This is a genomic window from Mariniflexile sp. AS56 (assembly GCF_030552475.1).
Taxonomy (GTDB): Bacteria; Bacteroidota; Bacteroidia; order Flavobacteriales; family Flavobacteriaceae; genus Mariniflexile.
In genome coordinates, this window is record NZ_JAUPED010000018.1 from 1 (window position 1) to 19,370 (window position 19,370).

15 protein-coding genes are annotated in these 19,370 nt (G+C 33.6%); 3 read left to right on the forward strand and 12 right to left on the reverse strand.

What is annotated here, in order from left to right:
- Positions 1-106 precede the first annotated feature (106 nt).
- Positions 107-808, reverse strand: a complete 702-nt coding sequence (locus Q5N74_RS16360) for a DUF4369 domain-containing protein (protein ID WP_304390074.1) — start codon at positions 806-808, stop codon at positions 107-109.
- A 584-nt stretch (positions 809-1,392) separates the two neighbouring features.
- Positions 1,393-1,752 (reverse strand): hypothetical protein, encoded by a 360-nt coding sequence (locus Q5N74_RS16365; protein ID WP_304390075.1) that lies wholly within the window; start codon positions 1,750-1,752, stop codon positions 1,393-1,395.
- 45 nt (positions 1,753-1,797) lie between these two features.
- Here Q5N74_RS16365 and Q5N74_RS16370 point away from each other — a divergent pair, with 45 nt between their 5' ends.
- Positions 1,798-2,463 (forward strand): M15 family metallopeptidase, encoded by a 666-nt coding sequence (locus Q5N74_RS16370; RefSeq protein ID WP_304390076.1) that lies wholly within the window; start codon positions 1,798-1,800, stop codon positions 2,461-2,463.
- 39 nt (positions 2,464-2,502) lie between these two features.
- Here Q5N74_RS16370 and Q5N74_RS16375 read toward each other — a convergent pair whose 3' ends face one another.
- Both Q5N74_RS16375 and Q5N74_RS16380 read right to left on the reverse strand, forming a co-directional pair.
- A complete protein-coding gene (locus tag Q5N74_RS16375) occupies positions 2,503-3,432 on the reverse strand; it encodes a sterol desaturase family protein (RefSeq protein WP_304390077.1) in 930 nt (309 codons plus the stop codon).
- Positions 3,433-3,510: 78 nt separating this feature from the next.
- Positions 3,511-4,749 carry a DEAD/DEAH box helicase gene (locus Q5N74_RS16380; RefSeq protein WP_304390078.1) on the reverse strand — a complete coding sequence of 413 codons (1,239 nt, stop codon included), beginning with the start codon at positions 4,747-4,749 and terminating at the stop codon, positions 3,511-3,513.
- Positions 4,750-4,870: 121 nt separating this feature from the next.
- Between Q5N74_RS16380 and Q5N74_RS16385 the strand changes: the two genes are divergently transcribed.
- A complete protein-coding gene (locus Q5N74_RS16385; RefSeq protein ID WP_304390079.1) occupies positions 4,871-5,734 on the forward strand; it encodes a bestrophin family protein in 864 nt (287 codons plus the stop codon).
- Between the two features lie 181 nt (positions 5,735-5,915).
- Here the strand turns inward: Q5N74_RS16385 and Q5N74_RS16390 are convergent, their stop codons facing one another.
- The 7 genes from Q5N74_RS16390 to htpG all read right to left on the reverse strand — a co-directional run bounded on the left by Q5N74_RS16390 (position 5,916) and on the right by htpG (position 15,031).
- Positions 5,916-6,905, reverse strand: coding sequence for a hypothetical protein (locus Q5N74_RS16390; protein ID WP_304390080.1), 990 nt, complete (start codon positions 6,903-6,905; stop codon positions 5,916-5,918).
- A gap of 98 nt (positions 6,906-7,003) precedes the next feature.
- Entirely contained in the window at positions 7,004-9,190 is a 2,187-nt protein-coding gene (locus Q5N74_RS16395; protein WP_304390081.1) for a radical SAM protein, read from the reverse strand.
- A gap of 219 nt (positions 9,191-9,409) precedes the next feature.
- Complete coding sequence (locus Q5N74_RS16400) at positions 9,410-10,369, reverse strand: tRNA-dihydrouridine synthase (protein WP_304390082.1); 960 nt, start codon at positions 10,367-10,369, stop codon at positions 9,410-9,412.
- 137 nt (positions 10,370-10,506) lie between these two features.
- Positions 10,507-11,121, reverse strand: a complete 615-nt coding sequence (locus Q5N74_RS16405) for an MOSC domain-containing protein (RefSeq protein WP_304390083.1) — start codon at positions 11,119-11,121, stop codon at positions 10,507-10,509.
- Positions 11,122-11,294: 173 nt separating this feature from the next.
- Positions 11,295-11,705 carry a response regulator gene (locus Q5N74_RS16410; RefSeq protein ID WP_304390084.1) on the reverse strand — a complete coding sequence of 137 codons (411 nt, stop codon included), beginning with the start codon at positions 11,703-11,705 and terminating at the stop codon, positions 11,295-11,297.
- A gap of 3 nt (positions 11,706-11,708) precedes the next feature.
- The gene (locus Q5N74_RS16415) at positions 11,709-12,899 is read right to left on the reverse strand and encodes an ATP-binding protein (protein WP_304390085.1); all 1,191 of its coding nucleotides are present in this window, start codon (positions 12,897-12,899) and stop codon (positions 11,709-11,711) included.
- 218 nt (positions 12,900-13,117) lie between these two features.
- Positions 13,118-15,031, reverse strand: a complete 1,914-nt coding sequence (htpG, locus tag Q5N74_RS16420; RefSeq protein WP_304390086.1) for a molecular chaperone HtpG — start codon at positions 15,029-15,031, stop codon at positions 13,118-13,120.
- 222 nt (positions 15,032-15,253) lie between these two features.
- Between htpG and Q5N74_RS16425 the strand changes: the two genes are divergently transcribed.
- On the forward strand, positions 15,254-16,261 hold the full coding sequence (locus Q5N74_RS16425; protein ID WP_304390087.1) for a 3-oxoacyl-ACP synthase III family protein: 1,008 nt from the start codon (positions 15,254-15,256) through the stop codon (positions 16,259-16,261).
- Between the two features lie 457 nt (positions 16,262-16,718).
- On the opposite strand, the gene Q5N74_RS16430 is transcribed toward Q5N74_RS16425, so the two are convergent.
- A complete protein-coding gene (locus Q5N74_RS16430; RefSeq protein WP_304390088.1) occupies positions 16,719-19,190 on the reverse strand; it encodes a TonB-dependent receptor in 2,472 nt (823 codons plus the stop codon).
- Between the last annotated feature and the right edge of the window lie 180 nt (positions 19,191-19,370).

Sequence of the window (19,370 nt, forward strand, 5' to 3'; positions counted from 1 at the left end):
ACGGGCTAATTCTATATTCAAAATCTAAACACTTTTTATTCAAAGATAACATTCTCCCCAACTTTTATGTTTGACCCGTCTTTTGTGTTTTATGAAGAAGAAGTGGTTACTCTTCAGTCTTTTTTATGTCGTCTATAAACTCTTGTAATTTTTTTCCATATTTAGAAGCCTTCACTTTAGGTGTTAAAGAATTGTTGATGGTATCTAAAAATTTCACTTTTGCATTATAAATCTCAGTAAGCGCTAGGTAGGGTGCAACTTCACTGTCTTTATGGTTTAAAGCAAAATTTACTGTGAATAAATAACGGTGTTTTAAGTTTCCATCCGATTTCTTTTGAATGGCATTAGATTTAGAGGTGTCACCTTGTTGCAAAGCTTCAAACCGTTCTTTAATAAGGTTTAAATTCTGGTCGTTAAAGCGCGATCTCATCACTTTATACTCTTCATATATTTTTTGTTGCTCAGAACCGTTAATTTTGGCCTCATAACCAAAATTCTTAACAGAGGTCGTAATTTCTGTGATGCCTTTATCAGCAAAAAAAGCAATTTGATCTTTTTCAGAACTATTTTTATCTAAAAATAAATAAAACACTTCTGGCGATTCTAAAGTGGCGGCGCGTAATGTAACATCGGGTTGCCCATTTACAGCAACAGTGTCTACGGTTATAAGATTGTCATTTTTTACTTTTTTCAAATAAAGAACACCTTTTTTTAAACCGTTTACGTGAACTTTTACTGTTAAATCATGTTGTTCATTGCCACAGGCAAGAATTAAAAGTGATAATAAGAGGTATGCTGCTTTTTTCATTAAGAGATTAGTTTATTTGGAAGCAAATATGCTATAATTATATTTTAAATACTAGTGGTATGTATCTATTTATATAGTTGGTTATTTTTATTGTGTTTTTATCGCATTTTTACGTCCTAAATATGTGTTTTGGCACAGTACTTGATAATTAATAAATAGTTACATTTTTATTTTGTTTATTGAGTGGTTACTTTAAACATAGGAGGTGTAATTCATATTTTAGTTGGTTAGTTAATAAAAAGCACTCTATTATTTAGGGTGCTTTTTTCAGTTTAATGCGTTTTTAAAACATGTATTACGTCGATTATTAGTGATATTTCGTCAGTAAATGTTAAAATTAAGTGTATTTCATCGATTTATAGTGTATTTTGTCGTTGGTATTCGTTTTTAATTCTATCTTTGAAGTGTACTAAATGACATACTTTTTAGTTCAATGGATTAATTAATTAATATTTGCATTATGTAGTTGATATAGAAACCCTAAATCTACTTCGTAATAAAATAAGCAAATTGAAAAGAAAACCGAGTTTGAGGGAACTCGGTTTTTTTTATGCCTTATATTTTAATAAATTAAATGGGAGGTATTATAAACTTAAATAGGAGTAAGCCCAATACATAAGTATGAACTGCATAGGGATTCTAGAAAGAAGGAGCCATTTAGGTAAGCCTGCTGATGCTTTTTTACTAGAAAGCATATAGAAATGTACCAATAGAAAAACGAGCAGCATAATCATGATGAATATAAGTGCTATGTTTTTAACTAGAGGGACGCATACCATGATACCTAAAAACAATTCAGCAATACCACTTAAGGCTACCAATAATTTATGGTTTGGTAAGTAAAGTGGCATGATGCGTAAATATATTTTGGGTTTTATAAAATGATTGATACCTGCAACCATATAAAGTGCAGCCATTGCGTACAAATGCCAAGGATAGATCATGTCTTAAATATTTTTTTTTCTAAATTAGCATAATTTGAATAAGTTATGAAGGGTTATGTAACGTTTTTATTGGTATGTACTTGGTTTAGTGCGTTTGCGCAATTGCCAGATGGTTTTGTATATGTGAAAAGCATCATTCCAGATTTGGATGTGGAGTTGCGATACCATACCAAAAATAATTTTGTAGGCAAACGAATCATTGGCTACCAGTCCAATAAATTGATATTAACAAAACAAAGCGCTTTGGCTCTAAAAGAGGTGCAAACGGCGTTATTGGCTAAGAATTTGTGTTTAAAAGTCTATGATGGCTACAGGCCACAACGTGCCGTAAACCATTTTATAACCTGGGCGAACAATTTGAATGATACCATTAACAAACACGCTTTTTATCCCGATGTTGATAAATTAAATTTATTTAAAGAAGATTACATTGCAGCGCGTTCTGGGCATAGTAAAGGCAGTACTGTAGATGTTACTATTATAGATGGTAATACCAATAAGCCCTTAGATATGGGGAGTGATTACGATTTTTTTGGTGAAGCTTCTTGGGTAAACTACCAGCATATTACTAATATTCAAAAAGCGAATAGGCAACTTTTGCAAAAAGTGATGCTGGCATGTGGGTTTAAAAATTACCCAAAAGAGTGGTGGCATTTTACACTTCGTGATGAACCGTTTCCAAATACCTATTTTGATTTTCCTGTAAAATAAAGAAACCTGTATTTTTTAGAATACAGGTTTTTAGTTTTTTTATGCTTGTTGATTGCCTTTTGCGATTTCATCTCGCATTTGTTTGATGGTTAAAGTGCTTCCATCATGGCTCCATCCTGGAGGTCCAAAGGCATACATGAATTTGTGATATAGATTAGGACTCTTCTTCATATCGTGCCAAATATCTTTGTATTCATGTGTTAATATAACTAACGGGTTGTATGAATTTGGTGGTTTTGTAACACCGTATTCAATATTAATATCATCATCTAATTCTTTCCAAGTTCCAAATATCTTATCAAACATGTTTAAAAATCCACCATGGTTTTTGTCCATGTATTCTAAATTCTTAGCGTGGTGAACTTGGTGCATGGTATGTGTATTGAATATTTTCTCAATAATACCCATTTTTGGAACATAGGTTGAATGCAATTGAAATTGCCAAAGTGCCTCAATTCCTAAACAGACAACGATCATTTCAGGTGGAAAACCAATAGCAGGAATCCACATATAGAAAAATGGCTTATATAAAATAGTGAACCAACCATTTCTTACAGCGGTTCCTAAATTGAAATTATCAGAAGAGTGGTGTACAATGTGTGCCGCCCATAAAAAGCGCACCATGTGGTTTTGTCTATGAAACCAATAATAGCTAAAATCGTCTAAAAACTGACAAGCAATCCATACATACCAAGCGTAACCAAAAGATTCCCAGCCCATAATATTAGTCCGTACACCATCAACCAAGGGGTTGAATACTTCGTAAACATAGTTGAAAATAATGATGGCCGAAATAGTCTTAATTAAAGGAGCCATAATCGCCGATCCAATTCCCATAGTAAGACTAGACCCTAAATCTTTCCAATCATAAAGTTCTTTTTTCTTATGGGTTTTACTGTAAGTAAGTTCTAGTAAAATTAGTCCTAAAAAACAGGGGACACCATATACTAATGGGTTTGTGAAATCCATATATCGTTTAAAATTTTAATGTGTTAGCGGCTTTGAAGTCTTTATTGACCATTTTGACGAAGATACTTATTAAATATTTTAATACCAGCGTTTCTTTTTCTTTTTAGACGCTTCACTTTTACGCCCTTTTTTATGTTTGCTTTTTCCAGGAGTTCTATGAATTTCCTTTTTAGCTTTAGGATCTAGCGGATAGGGGTGGTCTTCAATAACATCTAATTGCAAATGAATAAGCTGTTGTATACTGGCTACATATGTTTTTTCATCGGCAGAACAGAATGAATAGGAAGCTCCAAATTTCCCTGCTCTGGCGGTTCTACCAATACGGTGTACGTAAGTTTCAGGTTTACTTGGTAAATCGAAATTTATAACAGCATCCAATTCTTTTATATCGATACCACGGGCAGCTACATCGGTCGCTATTAAAATAGTGGCGTTTTTCAATTTGAAATTATTTAAGGCTTCTTCCCTTAAATTCTGACTTTTGTCACCATGTATGCTTTCTACCTTATAGCCGTTCTTTTTAAGGGTTTCCTCTAACTTTTCAACGCCAAATCTGGTACGTCTAAAAATAAGAATACTTCCATTAACCGTATTTCTTAGGATGTGTAAACACAGTTCAATTTTATTTTTTTTAGGCACATAATATAAAGCCTGATCGATGTTTTTTGAAGTAGATGAGTTTTGAGCCACTTCAACACGTTCAGGTTCATTTAAAATAGTATTGGCTAATTGCTCTACTTTAAAAGGTATGGTTGCCGAAAACAATAATATTTGTTTTTCGTTGGTACATAAACGTTCAATTTTTTTAACATCGTCTATAAAACCCATGTCTAGCATCAAATCGGCTTCATCTAAAACCAAAGTTTCAATATAATCTAGGTTTATAACATCTTGTTTATGCAAATCGAGCAAACGTCCAGAAGTGGCAATTAAAATATCTACACCTTTTTTTAATACATCAATTTGAGGTTCTATAGAAGCGCCACCAAAAACAACGGCTGTTTTTAAATTGGTGTAGGTGCTATAAGTCTTGAAATTTTCAGCAATTTGAATGGCTAATTCGCGCGTAGGACTTACAATTAAGGCTCTAATTTTTTTACCTTTTTTACTCCCATCTTGCTTATCGAACAATTGTTGTAAAATAGGTAAGGCAAAAGCGGCCGTTTTACCCGTACCCGTTTGGGCAGAGACAATCACGTCTTTTTTTGCCAAAACAAAAGGAATGGTTTTTTCTTGTACCAAGGTTGGGTTATCGTAACCAGCTTCGGCAACGGCTCTTAATATAGGTCTGTTAAGTTGTAAGTCTTTAAATGACATGAAGTATAATTTGCTGCAAAGATACGTAAAAGTTGGTCGGCTAATTTTAGTTAATTTAAAGCAAATAGATATTAAACATTCTTTAATTTTACAGACTTAAATATTTAATAAAAAATTATTAATGGTACAATACAATCCCAAAGATTGGCTTACGTTTATTTTTAGATTTCATAAATCGGATACTTTTAGAAAACTCATCCCAATGATGATTTTTATTGGTGTTTATACATACGGCGTGGGGTATTTGGAACTTGAATACTGGAAATTATCAACCAAAAACCATTTATCAAATATAACGGTGATGCATAGCATGTTGGGCTTTGTTATATCCTTGTTGTTAGTATTTAGAACCAATACCGCTTACGATCGTTGGTGGGAAGGCAGAAAATTGTGGGGAGCCTTAGTGAATAACAGTAGAAATTTAGCACTTAAACTAAGTGTAATGTTGAAAGAGGATCACGATAGAGGTTATTTTAAAAGATTGATTCCTAGTTATGCATCGATGTTAGTAAAGCATTTAACCGATAAGGAAACAAGTTTACAGCTTTATGAAGATTTAGATTTAGAAATTGATCACCATAAACATAGGCCAAACCAAGTTGCTAAAATGATTTATCAAAAGGTGTATGATTTGCATGAACAGAAAAAAATTACGGGCGACCAACTCATCGTTTTAAATAGCGAAGTCCAATCGTTTACCGATATTTGTGGTGCTTGCGAACGTATTAAAAACACACCTATTCCTTATTCATACAGTGCTTTTATTAAGAAATTTATCTTTTTCTACGTGATGACTTTGCCGTTTGGTTACGTATTTAGTCTGGGGTATTACGCCGTACCTGTGGTTATTTTTGTTTTTTATGTATTGGCGAGTTTAGAGTTAATTGCTGAAGAAATTGAAGACCCATTTGGCTTTGATGCCAACGATTTACCTATTGATAAAATATCAGAAAACATTAAAAAACATGTGGAGGAGGTGTTTTGATTTAGAGTTTGTTGTTGAAGTTTTTATTTAGAAATTGTCGTTTACGGTGTCCTTATATGTTTCATTGCAAAAAAAAACCGAAGTGTCTTTTACTTTCTAGCCGAAGGATATTGAATTGCGCTTGAATTCCAAATTGGAATTCAAGCGCAATAAGTTCTAAAGCTGTTATAGCAGACTTTTTTTAATTAATAAACTTGTTAATGAATTCTTTAGATTTATATCTAGTAAGTTCTTTGTAAAGTTTGTTTACTTCTTCAATTTCATTAATATATTCTTCAATTTTGTTTGAGTTTTCTTTGTAAAATTTTTCATAATCCAAAGTTCGTTCATCTGTGTATAAAATTTGACTTATCATAGTCGTTGATCTTTGAAGTACAGATTCAAAAAATTCTTTTGGTGTATTCAAGTTTTTTGAAATATTACCCAAAATTTGTTCATTACATTTTATAATTCTAATGAATGGATGTGGGTGACTGTTGTTCATGTAGTATATTTCATTAAACATATTTCCTGAATATTCAATAATTATATTTGCAGTTGTAAATAATAATGCAGTTAAAGAGTTGAATAAAATAACAGGTTTGAACTGATGATTTTCATCCATTATTTTCTTAAATAATTCAATTGCGCTTATCATTGAACCAAATAAATCTGCGTCAAATTCATAAATATGTTGTTTTATATCAAATAATTTTTCTTTAGAATACTGTTCTTGAAAATCATAAGTATCACTTTTTTTAATACTAAACAATTGTATGATATGTGCTAGTTCATGATAAAATAAATAGGAAATACAACATCTGTAAGATATTTGTATTAATTCGTCTTTTTGAATTTTATCTATGGTCATACTTGCTACATTTTCACTCATGAATAAATTAATAGAATCAGAAATAATTGTATCTAATTTTTCAATCAATCCTAGATTGAATGTAATTACAGCTTGATTGCCTTTAACTTTTGCAGACGCATTAAAAGTGTGATTGTATATAACTCCGAAACTTAAGTTACTATCTAAATTATCACAAGCGTTATTACATAAGTTAATGCAAGTTTCTATGCAAGATATTGCAAACTCTTCGTTTCTAAAAAGGTTGAATTCAACTTCTTTCAGAAGGTCTAGTTCTGGAAAATGAGATTTAATTTTTTTGATATGAGAACTGTAGTCCAAGATATTTGCTATTACTTTAATTGATATGTTACTGTTTTAATATACTATACTTTAAACGACATTAATCGTTTTTTCTGACAAATAAAACACAAAAGTAATCACAAAATCAACAACCCATTATCACGTAAAACGTTCATAGGTTTAGAAAACCAAAACAATTCAAAATCTTCAAACTCGGTTTCAAAATCTTTTTTTAATGCTGAAAAGGAGGGAAGTTGGTTGTTGTTTATGTTTAATGCTTCTAATTGGTTTAAAAACCAGGAGCCTTTATCTTTATCTAAAGTAATATCAAAGGTGTTAGTTGTGTTATGAAACGTCAGTTTTAGTGAATAAAAGGTGTTGCCACGTTTGGTTTTAGAATGCTCAGTCACCAAAGGTTCGGTACCCAACCACATAATTTTTGCGGTTGGTTTGATGTTGAAATTCGTTTCCGTTTCTAAACACTGGAAGATGAAATCGGGTTTAATACTGGTTTTTGGTATTTTAAACTCGAACCATTCTTGTAAAGGCATATCGAAACCAATACCGTGCATAAAATTGAAAAGCGATTTTTTTAACCCGAAACTAAACTGGTTGTGGTCTATACCTGTAGTATCGGTAAAGTCGACATCGTTATTGGCAAAGGTGATGTCTTTATAGTGGGGTTGAATCTTGTATTCTGATGGATTTAACCCAATAGGGCTGTGGGCTGTTAAAGCAAACTGATGCCAAAACCCCGATTGCAATACGCCAATTTCGAATAGCTGGCGTACCATTTCTAAACTATCAACCGTTTCTTGAACCGTTTGCGTTGGGTAGCCATACATTAAATAGGAATGCACCATCATGTTGGCTTCGGTAAAATTGCGGGTTACGCGGGCTACTTGTTCCACCGTTACGCCTTTATCGATGAGTTTTAATAACCTATCGGAAGCAACTTCCAAACCACCAGAAACGGCAATACAGCCTGATGCTTTTAGTAGTAAACACAAATCTTTGGTGAAGTTTTTCTCAAACCGGATATTGGTCCACCAAGTTACGGTAAGTTGTCTTTTTATAATTTCAAGAGCCAAGGCTTTCATTAAGGCAGGTGGTGCTGCTTCATCTACAAAATGGAATCCGGTTTCGCCAGTTTGTTCCATAAGTTGCTCCATGCGGTCTACCAATAATTTGGCGGCAATGGGCTCGTAAATTTTTATATAATCTAAAGAGATATCGCAAAAGGTACATTTTCCCCAATAGCAACCGTGTGCCATGGTGAGTTTGTTCCACCTGCCATCGCTCCAAAGACTGTGCATGGGGTTTGCAATTTCTATGACTGAAATGTAATCATTCAGCAATAAATCGGAATAATCAGGCGTACCGAGGTCGCTTTGTTTATAGTCTGGTTTACTACTGTTATTTATATAAACCACAGCGTTATTTTCTAAAATAAAGCTACGTTTAAACTCTTTGGTATTTGGGTTTTTAACATGGTTATATAATAATTCTATGGGTAATTCGCCATCATCCAAGGTAATGAAATCGAAAAATTCAAAGACACGAACGTCGGATACTGAGCGTAATTCCGTGTTTGGGAAACCGCCACCCATGGCAATTTTAATATCGGGGTAATTTGTTTTTATGTACTGTGCACAACGGAAGGCGCTGTATAAATTCCCTGGAAAAGGTACCGAAAAACAAACCAACTTTGGTTGCACTGTTTGTAGTTTTTCCTCAAGAAGTTGTATGGTGATATCGTCTATATAGGTAGGTTCTGCTTGTAAATTGGCGTATAACTCATCGAAGGCATTGGCACTTTGGCCCAAGCGTTCAGCATATCTGCTAAAGCCAAAATTAGGGTCGATGCATTCAATAATAAAATCGGATAAATCTTCTAAATATAAAGTCGCTAAATGCTTTGCTTTGTCTTGCATGCCCATTGAACCGAATGCCCAATCTAAATCGTCTAACTGATTAAACCGGGAGGCTTGCGGTAAAAATTGATCGCTACAAATTTGTCTGGCAAAGGTTGGTTTTTTGTCTTGCAAAAAGGCAATAACATCATCCAAGGGCTGTAAGTAAGCCTTTTTTAAAGCGTATATTCTTTGGGTGTTTTCGGTAACAATACGGTCGTTTTTAAAAGCGATTTCAAAAATAGCCTCAAATGTTTTTTTTGAGAATAATTCTAAAATAACTTCAATACCCAAGTCCATTTGAAAGGCACTGATGTTTTTAGTGTTTAAAAAACCTTTTAAGTAACACGTAGCTGGGTAGGGCGTGTTTAATTGCGTAAAAGGTGGTGTTATAAGTAAAAGGTCTTTCAAAATGCTGTATTAAAATATATGGCAAATATAATTGAAAACTTGTGTTTTGAGAGGTTTATGTCTTTTAAAGCCCAAAGGAGCAAAGTTTCTAAGATTCAAAGCTGCAAAGAATTAAAGTTATAAAGAATCAAAGTTTTAAAGCTAAATGGGAAAACTCTTGGAATTAGTAGTTAGGTTGAAAGTGGATTTTTAGTTTTGTTAATTGTTAATTGTTAATTGTTAATTGTTAATTGTTTTCTCGTTCTTCAGAATTTCGGCAACTGCTTGGGTGTAAGACCTTGGATTGCCTGCTTTTTTAATTTTTTTATATGTTTTTTGAGGGTTTGAAAAGGATTGTGAAAAGTATTCCCAAAAACCTAGCATTTTCATTTTAATAGGGGTGGGACCTGAAAGAGCCGCATCGTATTGTTGGTAAATGGTGTCGTGAAACTCACTAAAAATATCCCATCTGTTGGCAGGGTATTCCGTGGTGTTGTTTTTAATCATGCTTGGTAAAAACGGATCGGCAATAAGGCCGCGACCAATCATGAAATGGTCGATACTTGGAAAGCGTTCTTGCATTTCCTTAAACTTAGCAACGGTAGTAATGTCGCCATTATAATAGAGTTTATGTTTGGTGCTATCTATACAACGCTGAAAAGCTTCTAAATTTACGCCGCCTTTATAAAGTTGCTTACCAATGCGTGCATGTATGGCTATATTTTTAAGCGGATAGCTGTCTAAAATAGGGAACACATCTAAAATTTCTTCAGGGTTTTCGTAACCCATGCGCATTTTCATAGATACAACCACATCGGTTTCATTATGAACACGCTTCAAAATATGATCAATTTTTTCTGGATTGCAAATAAGTCCAGAACCCATACCTTGCTTGGTAACCATCGGGTAAGGGCAACCTAAATTCCAGTTAAGTTCCTTATAGCCTAATTGCTGAATATAATTAACAACAAACAGAAACCCATCAGGATCGTTTGTCATTACTTGCGGAATAACCTCTAGAGTCGTATTGTTTTCTGGTTGTAAATCGCGTTGGTAGGACGATTTAATTACCATTTTACCATCCAACCGAATGTAGGGCGCATAAAAAGTATCTATGCCACCAAAATAATGATGAAAGGCATTACGAAATCTAAAATCGGTAAAGCCTTGTAGGGGTGAGGAAAGTAAAGTGATTGCCATTTAAAAATTGTGTTGTGCAAATATACTTGAAACATCTATAACTAAATTTATGATACTCAAGAAAAGATTATAGGGGTGAAACCAAAACACTTTAAATAATTATGGTGTGTAGAATTTATATATCAATAACGTGTGTTTTATTCCATTTTAAAAGGAGGAAGTGCGTCGTTATTTATAGCCAATTTTAAGTGTTCTTGATTTTTGTTTTTTGAGAAAAGTAATTCAAAAAACTGTGCTGTGGTTAGGCTGTTTTTGGCTTGTTCTTTAAGTATGAATACATCTCCGGTTTTAACAAACCCTGGTTCTAAAACCCGCACGTATGTCCCCGGGCGGCCATGTTTTACAAATTGTTTTAATACCCTTTGGGAGCCAAATTTAACGCCAAACTTGTAACAAGGTTCTCGTGGTTGCGTAACTTGCACCAAGGCTTCTCCTATTTTATAGATGGAGCCAATAAGTATCTCAGTTTCATCTAAACCTGAAACAGTCAGGTTTTCACCAAACATGCCATAATTCCATTTTAAATTGGGGTAAAGGTTTTTCCAATACGCATAGTGGGTTTCTGAAAACAAATAACAGGCCTTAAACTCGCCACCATGTACTTCACGGTCTGATACTTCATCTTCTGCCACGATTTCTTTACCTAAATATATAGGTTGATTGGTGGGGGTTTTGTAAATACCAGTAATAACTTCTTGACCCATCCAAGTAATGGATGTTGGTTGTGCTAGGTTGGTGGCTATAATTTGCATGATGTGTTTTTAACTAAAATAATTAAGACTAAACCTAATACTCGTTTAGTCGAAACAAATTTAGTTGAATTTGTTCAAAACCTCATGCTCTGCAAAACTTTAGAAAAAAAATGTGTGTTTAGGTGGTATTGTTGTGCTTATATGCGAATGACTTATGCCCAAATTAAATTCGGTTAGGCATCTGGAAAATGTTCATGTATTATTTTTTCTAGTGTTTTAGCATCTAGTAATTTGTTCTTAAAGTCTGTGATTTCATTTAAAGTGCGAGCTCTTTTTTCATCGTTAGGGTTAAGCGATGTAGTTAACATAACCACTATAATTTTCCCTTTCATTTCCGCATCTAATTTTTTGTAGGCTTCTAGGAATTCCCAGCCATTCATGGCTGGCATATTTATGTCTAAAAAAATAAGGTCTGGACGTGGATATTCTCCATCAATTTTAGTTTGTAAAAAGTCTAACGCAACAATAGCGCTTGATAAGGCTATAGATGTGATGGCGAGTTTCGACTTTTTAACCATATTTTGATGGATATAGTTAGTCGCTTCATCGTCATCGATGAATAAAATAGTGTTAACTTTCTTCATGTTTTAAATTTGAGGGATGGTAAAATGGAACGTACTGCCTTCGTTTATTTTGGAGTCTACCCAAATTTTTCCACCATGTAGTTCAACAATTTTTTTACAATGTGAGAGACCAATACCTGCGCCTTCGTAAACGTCTCTGTTGTGTAGGCGTTTAAAAATGCCGAAAATTCTATGCGTGTTTTCTTCGGCAATACCAATGCCGTTATCTTTAACAGAGAACTCCCATTTATGTTTGCGTCTTTTAACCGATACTTCAATTTCTGCAGGGCTATTTTCTTTTCTAAATTTAATGGCATTACAAATTAAGTTCTGGAACAAGAGCCTTACTTCTGTTTTATAGCCTGTTATTTCTGGTAAGTTGTTTATAATAAGTGTTGTGTTAGATTCTTTAATTTTAATATAAAGATCGGCTTGAATATCTTGGATTAACTGCTCGCATTTAAAAATGGTTTTTTTCTTGTTTTGTCCTATAAGACCATAGTCTAATAAACCTTTTACCAATTCACTCATGCGTGTGGAGGCATCAGAAATAAAATTCAAGTAGATGTTTGCTTCATCACTTAAATTGTTTTCAAATTCTTCTTTAAGTAAGCCTGAAAAGCTATGAATCGTTCTTAAAGGTTCTTGTAAATCATGCGATGCGATGTATACAAATTGAGAGAGCTCCTTATTTTTAAGTTCTAACTCGTTGGTGCGTTCTTTAACCCGTTTTTCAAGCTCTTTGTTGGATTTGTCTATTTGTATATAGTTTTCCTCTACTTCTTGTCTTAATTGTTTTAATTCTGTAATGTCTGTCCATGAAGAATTACTATAAAGAACTCTTCCATATTTATCTCTAACAGCCTTGACATTTAATAGTACGGTTATTTTCTCTCCGTTTTTTTTTCGAAGTTCTAATTCTTCATTTTTAACACTGCCTGTAGAAAGAAATGTTTGAAATGCTTTTTTAACACGTGGTATGCAGTCTTCATGGTAAATGAAAAAAATTGGCTTCCCAATAATCTCACTTTGGTGATAACCTGTTCTAACCGTTAAAGTTTTATTACAGTCCTTTATTAAGGCTGTTTCAGGATCGATAGAAACAAACATTTCGGGTGAGTTATCATATACATTTTTATAATCGACCGAAATTGTTTTTATTCTATCTTCTTTTTGGGAAAGTTCTTCCCTAAGAATATTGATAATTTCTTCCATAGAGGGTGAGGGTAGTTTTAGGACTTATAGGGGTTATTTTTTTTGAAAATAAGAAAAATTTCTTACATATGAAAATTAATCGAGTAAAATATTACGAAATAGAACATAAAAAAAGCCACTTTGCAGGAGCAAAGTGGCTTTATAATAGTCCAAGCATAACTGTAAATCATACTTTGTTTGCGCTAAGCGCGATGTTATTTGCTTTTGTAATTTGGAGATTACTTAATCATCTCATAACTACGCTTGATAAACTTAGTAAGTTCTTCACCTTTTAATAGTCCTTGTGATAAACGTGCTAAATCTAAACTTTGGTTGATTAAACGTTCTTGCTCTTCTTTAGCTTCCGTTTCTAAAATATCGTTAACTAATTTAGAGTTTGTGTTTACTACCAAATTGTACATTTCTGGCATACTACCAAACATGTTTATGCCGCCACCGCCGCCAGATTGTTGCATCTCTTTCATTCTACGCATAAATTCTGGTTGTGTGATGATGAATGGTGATGATTCACTATCCATAGCTTCTAACTGTACCATGAATTTTTCAGAAGGAATCACTTCTTTCAATAAGGTGTCAAGAGCCGTTTTTTGTTCTTCAGTTAGTTTCGAAATAGTTGTTTCGTCCTTCTTGATTAAATTATCAATATGGTCGCCATCTACACGTGCAAATGTGATGTTTTCTTTATCACTTTCTAATTTCTGAATTAAATGCGAAACAATTGGAGAGTCTAATAGTAAAACTTCGTAGTTTTTCGCTTTTGCAGTTTCAATATAAGCATGTTGTGCATCTTTATCTGAAGCGTAAAGAATTACCAACTTACCATCTTTATCTGTTTGGTTTGCTTTTATTTTATTGAATAATTCATCATACGTGTAATAAGCATTATCAACTGTTGGGAATAAGGCAAAATCATTCGCTTTTTCAAAGAATTTATCTTCAGAAAGCATTCCGTATTCAATTACAATTTTAATGTCATTCCATTTAGCTTCAAAATCTTCACGATTTGTATTGAATAACGATTTTAATTTATCAGCAACTTTTCTGCTTATGTAAGATGAAATCTTTTTCACAGCACCATCCGCTTGTAAGTAAGAACGTGATACGTTTAAAGGAATGTCTGGAGAATCGATAACCCCGCGAAGCATGGTTAAAAATTCGGGTACAATACCTTCTACATTATCAGTAACATATACTTGGTTTTGATACAGTTGAATTTTATCCTTCTGCATTTGCATATCTTGACCCATTTTAGGGAAATACAAGATACCAGTTAAGTTGAATGGGTAATCTACATTTAAGTGAATGTTGAATAAAGGCTCTTCAAATTGAGAAGGGTATAATTCACGGTAAAAACCTTTGTAATCTTCATTTTCTAAATCGGCTGGTTGTTTTGTCCATGCCGGGTTCGGGTTGTTGATAATGTTATCAACTGTGATTTTACGTTGTGGTTCTTTAGTTTCTTTTCCGTCTTTATCTGTAATTGTTTCAGGCTCGTGTGTTGGATCGTTTATTTCTTTCGTTCCAAATTTAATTGGAATAGGCATAAACTTGTTATACTTCTGAAGTAAACTGCTAATACGAGATTCTTCTAAAAACTCAGTAGAATCTGCAGCAATATGAAGAATAATTTCTGTTCCTCTTTCCGTTCTATCTGAAGCCTCTAAGGTGAATTCAGGAGAACCATCACACATCCAATGTGCAGCAGGAGCGCCTGTGTGAGATTTTGTGATAATCTCTACTTTCTCTGCAACCATAAACGCTGAGTAAAAACCAAGACCAAAATGACCGATAATACCAGAATCTTTAGCAGAATCTTTGTATTTATCTAAAAACTCTTCAGCTCCAGAAAACGCCACTTGGTTGATGTATTTTTCAACCTCTTCAGCACTCATACCTAAACCTTGGTCAATCACATGAAGTTTTTTACCTTCTTTGTCAATTTTAACTTCAATTTGTGGTGTACCGTATTCAGATTTTGATTCTCCAATACTAGCTAAGTGTTTTAACTTTAATGTTGCATCGGTACCATTACTAATTAACTCACGTAAAAATATTTCGTGGTCACTATACAGGAATTTTTTAATAAGTGGGAAAATGTTCTCTACAGAAACATTAATACTTCCTTTTGCCATAATAAATTATTTTTTCTTTTCCGCGAAAGCGAAAAATGGGTTATACTTCATTTTAATTAACTCCTAACCGAATAGTCAAAAAAAGTACCAAGAGTAAGAATGTGACAAACTGACACTACTTTTTAATTTAGGAGTGCTCGAATACTTCGAATTAGGGATTTTTTAAAATTGGATTTTATCTATTTAATTTTGTACTTTGTGATTATAAAAATTAGGAGTGATATGTACAATTCAAAAATAATAGGTTTAGGTAAATATGTGCCAGAAAATGTGGTCACAAATGATGATTTATCTAAAATGATGGACACCAACGATGCTTGGATACAAGAGCGAACAGGTATTAAAGAACGCCGATGGATAAAAGAGGGTACCGATGATACCTCGGCCATTATGGGGGCGAAAGCTGCCAAAATAGCTATAGAGCGGTCTGGGTTAACCAAAGATGATATCGATTTTATAGTATTTGCTACGTTGAGTCCCGATTTTTATTTTCCAGGTTGTGGGGTACAAATTCAAGATTTACTTGATATGCGTACCATTGGTGCTTTGGATGTAAGAAACCAATGTTCAGGGTTTATATATGCCATATCTGTGGCCGACCAGTTTATTAAAACCGGTATGTATAAAAATATTTTGGTTATTGGGGCGGAATACCACAGTAACGGTTTGGATAAAACCACACGCGGTCGTGGTGTCACTGTTATTTTTGGTGACGGTGCTGGCGCTTGTGTTTTAACCAGAGAGGAAGATAATACGAAAGGAATTCTATCAACCCATTTACACAGTGAAGGAAAGTATGCCGATAAGCTTATTGTGGCTTCACCGAGTATTGCGCATTGGGTGCCAGAAATTCTGGAAGCAGGAGAAGAAGATATATCGTATTTCCCATATATGGATGGAACTTTTGTGTTTAAACATGCTGTAGTTCGTTTTAGTGAAGCCATTGTGGAAGGTTTGACTAAAAATGGTTTGAAGAAAGAGGATATTGATATGTTAATACCGCATCAGGCGAATTTGCGTATTGCCCAATTTATTCAAAAGAAGTTTGGCTTAAATGATGATCAAGTTTTTAATAATATTATGAAGTATGGTAATACAACAGCAGCTTCTGTTATTATTGCGCTTACTGAAGCTTGGGAAGAAGGTAAAATAAAACCTGGCGATCATGTGGTGCTTGCTGCCTTTGGTAGTGGCTTTACTTGGGGTAGTGCCATTATTAAATGGGCTTAAAGATATAAAATCGAAAAGCCTGAAACGGGGAATTTCGGGCTTTTCTAGCTATTAATCAATTCAACTTCAACTAACACTTTACTTTAGTGAAGAATCGGATTTATAGACGGGAAAGCGTAAAAAACATTACAATTAAAGTTTGTATTTAACTCATTTTTAACATATTACAAAAAAAAACTCGAAAATTAATTTTCGAGTTTTATGTTATGTGTATACAAATCTGAGTACGAAATTTTTTATGTGAAGGTGACTAACTCTTAAAATAATTATGTTTTCGTTGGTTAGATTGTATGATGTTATAACGTATTGGTAGTGTGTATATTGTGTAGTTGTTAATTTTTTTTCAAAAATTTAATATTTTAACTAAAATATTCCTTAAAAATCAAAACCCCAAAGTAAAGTTACTTTGGGGTTTTTTAATTAATATGTGATATTAAATTGGTAGCTCAATATTTTATTAAATAAAACCACCGCCACCAGACTCTTCATTGTCATCTCTCGACTTTCTTGCTTTAGCACGGTATTTTCCGCCTCCAAATCTATAAGATAGTCCAACATTCCAGGTGTTGCTTTCCCAATTAAAGGCACCATCTTGTACAAATGGTTTTCTACCACTAAAAGCGAATTCCATGGTGTCAAACACATCATTTACATTAAAACTAAAGGTTCCTTTTCCTTGTGCAAAACCAACGCGTGCTCCCAGATTTACAAAATACATCGCTTTTCTGTCAAACTGTAACGATTTGTCTTTTCCTCGATAAAGACCAAAAGCGGTAAACGAAACCGTTTTACTAAGACTGAAATTGTTAAACATTCTAAGATTCCATGCCACATTGTCAATTTCATCAACAGATGTTTGAATATCATTAATCGTAGCCGTTTCTATGGGCGCCGTTAAATTCTCTGCAATTCCTTTTTGTGTTTGCGAATATATATCAAAACTGGAGTTGATGCTCCACCATGATGTTGGTTTGTAATTTGAAGATAATTCGGCTCCTAATGCGGTCGTGTTATCAAAATTATCTTGGGTCATAATCACACGACCAGAATTTATATCTGTACGGTCTATAAATAAGGCACGGTTAATATCGTTTGAAATCACACGATAAAAAACACCACCTGTAACGCTTCCTTTTCTGTCCTTTAAAGTTCGGGTGTAATTAGCTTCAATAGAATTTGTGAATTGTGGTTCTAGGTTGATATTTCCATAGGATGAAATTAACGGGGAACTCCATTGTTTAATAGGGTTTACTTGGTCTATGCCTGGTCTGTCTATACGACGGCTATAACTAAATTGGTATGAGTTTTTGTCTGAAGGTGAATAGGTTATAAACGCAGAAGGATACAATTCAAAATAATCGTTTTTGAATGACTCGGTACTTTCTGCTTCTGTTGATAAGGCTAAGGCGTCTTCTTGCACATTTTCCGCACGTACTCCTAATTGGTAGCTCCATTTATCAAATTGCTTGTTATAGTTGGCATACGCCGAATAAATATCGCGAGTATAATCGAAGGCTGTACTTGGTGTAGGTCTTAAATTACCGGCACTGTTATAAGATTCTCCTGTAGAGGCATAAGCAATATCTGAATTGAACAAACGAGCTTCTAACCCAAATTCAAGTTTTGATGAATCTGATAACGGGTTTATATAATCTAAATTTACTGTGGTACTTTTTCTAGCGGTATTATTGAAATCGGTATAATCGGTATTCGGGCCTAATAGAAACGTGAAATCAGCGGGTCTATCATCATCAAAAACATTGTAATCAACTTCAAGCTCTATATTATGGCCTTCTTTTGAAAAATCATGTTTGTAATCAAAATTATATTGTGATGATACATTGTCGCTAGTAGAAACTACGAGTTGACTTTGGTTGAAAGACATGTCATTATAAAAAATCGCGTCTGTTTTCCCATTGTTACTACTTTTAGAGGTGTTTTGAGTTGTGAAAAAAGACATGGTATTTCTATCATTTAAATAAAAATCGACACCTGCTTTGAATAAGTGTGATTGTCTTTTATCTAAAAATTCAAAAAATTGCTCCGAGTTGTTTTCTGGTCTCGATACTAATCCTTCATTTCTGTTTTTAGAAATGTTGTTGCTATAACTACCATATAAATTGAATTTTCCGTTGCGGTAATTCATATCTAACGAGCTATTAAATTTAGCTTCAATTTCGTGGGTTAAACCAATACTCATATTCCCATTAAAGCCCACCATCGTGTTTTTGTGCAGAATGATATTTATAATACCACTCATGCCTTCAGGATTGTATTTAGCAGAAGGGTTGGTGATTAATTCGATAGATTTTATAGCGGTTGAAGGAATTTGTTTTAACAACTGCGCCGTTGGAATGTTTGATAATTTACCATCAACCATAACTCGAACATTTTGGTTTCCGCGTAAGCTAATATCACCTGTTTGGGCATCAACACCCACAGAAGGGATACCAACCATTAATTCGGAAGCACTTCCTGTAGCCGCTAAGTCTTTACCTATGGTAATAACTTTTCTATCTACTTTTTGTTGAATGGTTGAGGTTTCCGCAATAACGGTAACCGCATCCAAACCTTCAGCAGCTTCTTCCAAATAAATGTTACCTAGATTGATGTCGTAATTACCTCTGCTAATAGAAATTTCTTTTCTAATAGTTTTGTATCCAATATATTGAATGCTAACTATTATTTTTCCTTCTTCTACTTTTTCTATTTTAAAGCTTCCGTCTTCTGAAGTAATACCTCCAGTTAAAATCTCATCCTTAGTAGATTTTATTATAATATTTACATAAGGTAAGGGTTGTTTCAGATCAGCGTCTAACACAACTCCAGAAATGGAGCCTGTTTTGTCGATCGGTGATTTTGGATTCGTTGCTTGAATATTATTGATTATAGAAACCAATAAAGTACAGGCTAAAAGTAATTTTTTCATTAAATTGATTGTTTATTTTGATTGATATAAAGTAGACGACAAAGGTTAGATTCTGTTACGTGATTTATGAGTTATTAACATTTTTTAACATTTTATAAAGGAGATTTTTGAGTTAATGAATCCTAATAGGTTGTATTGTAGCGTGTTGAGTCGTATTTTAAAAACATTAAATTGTACCGT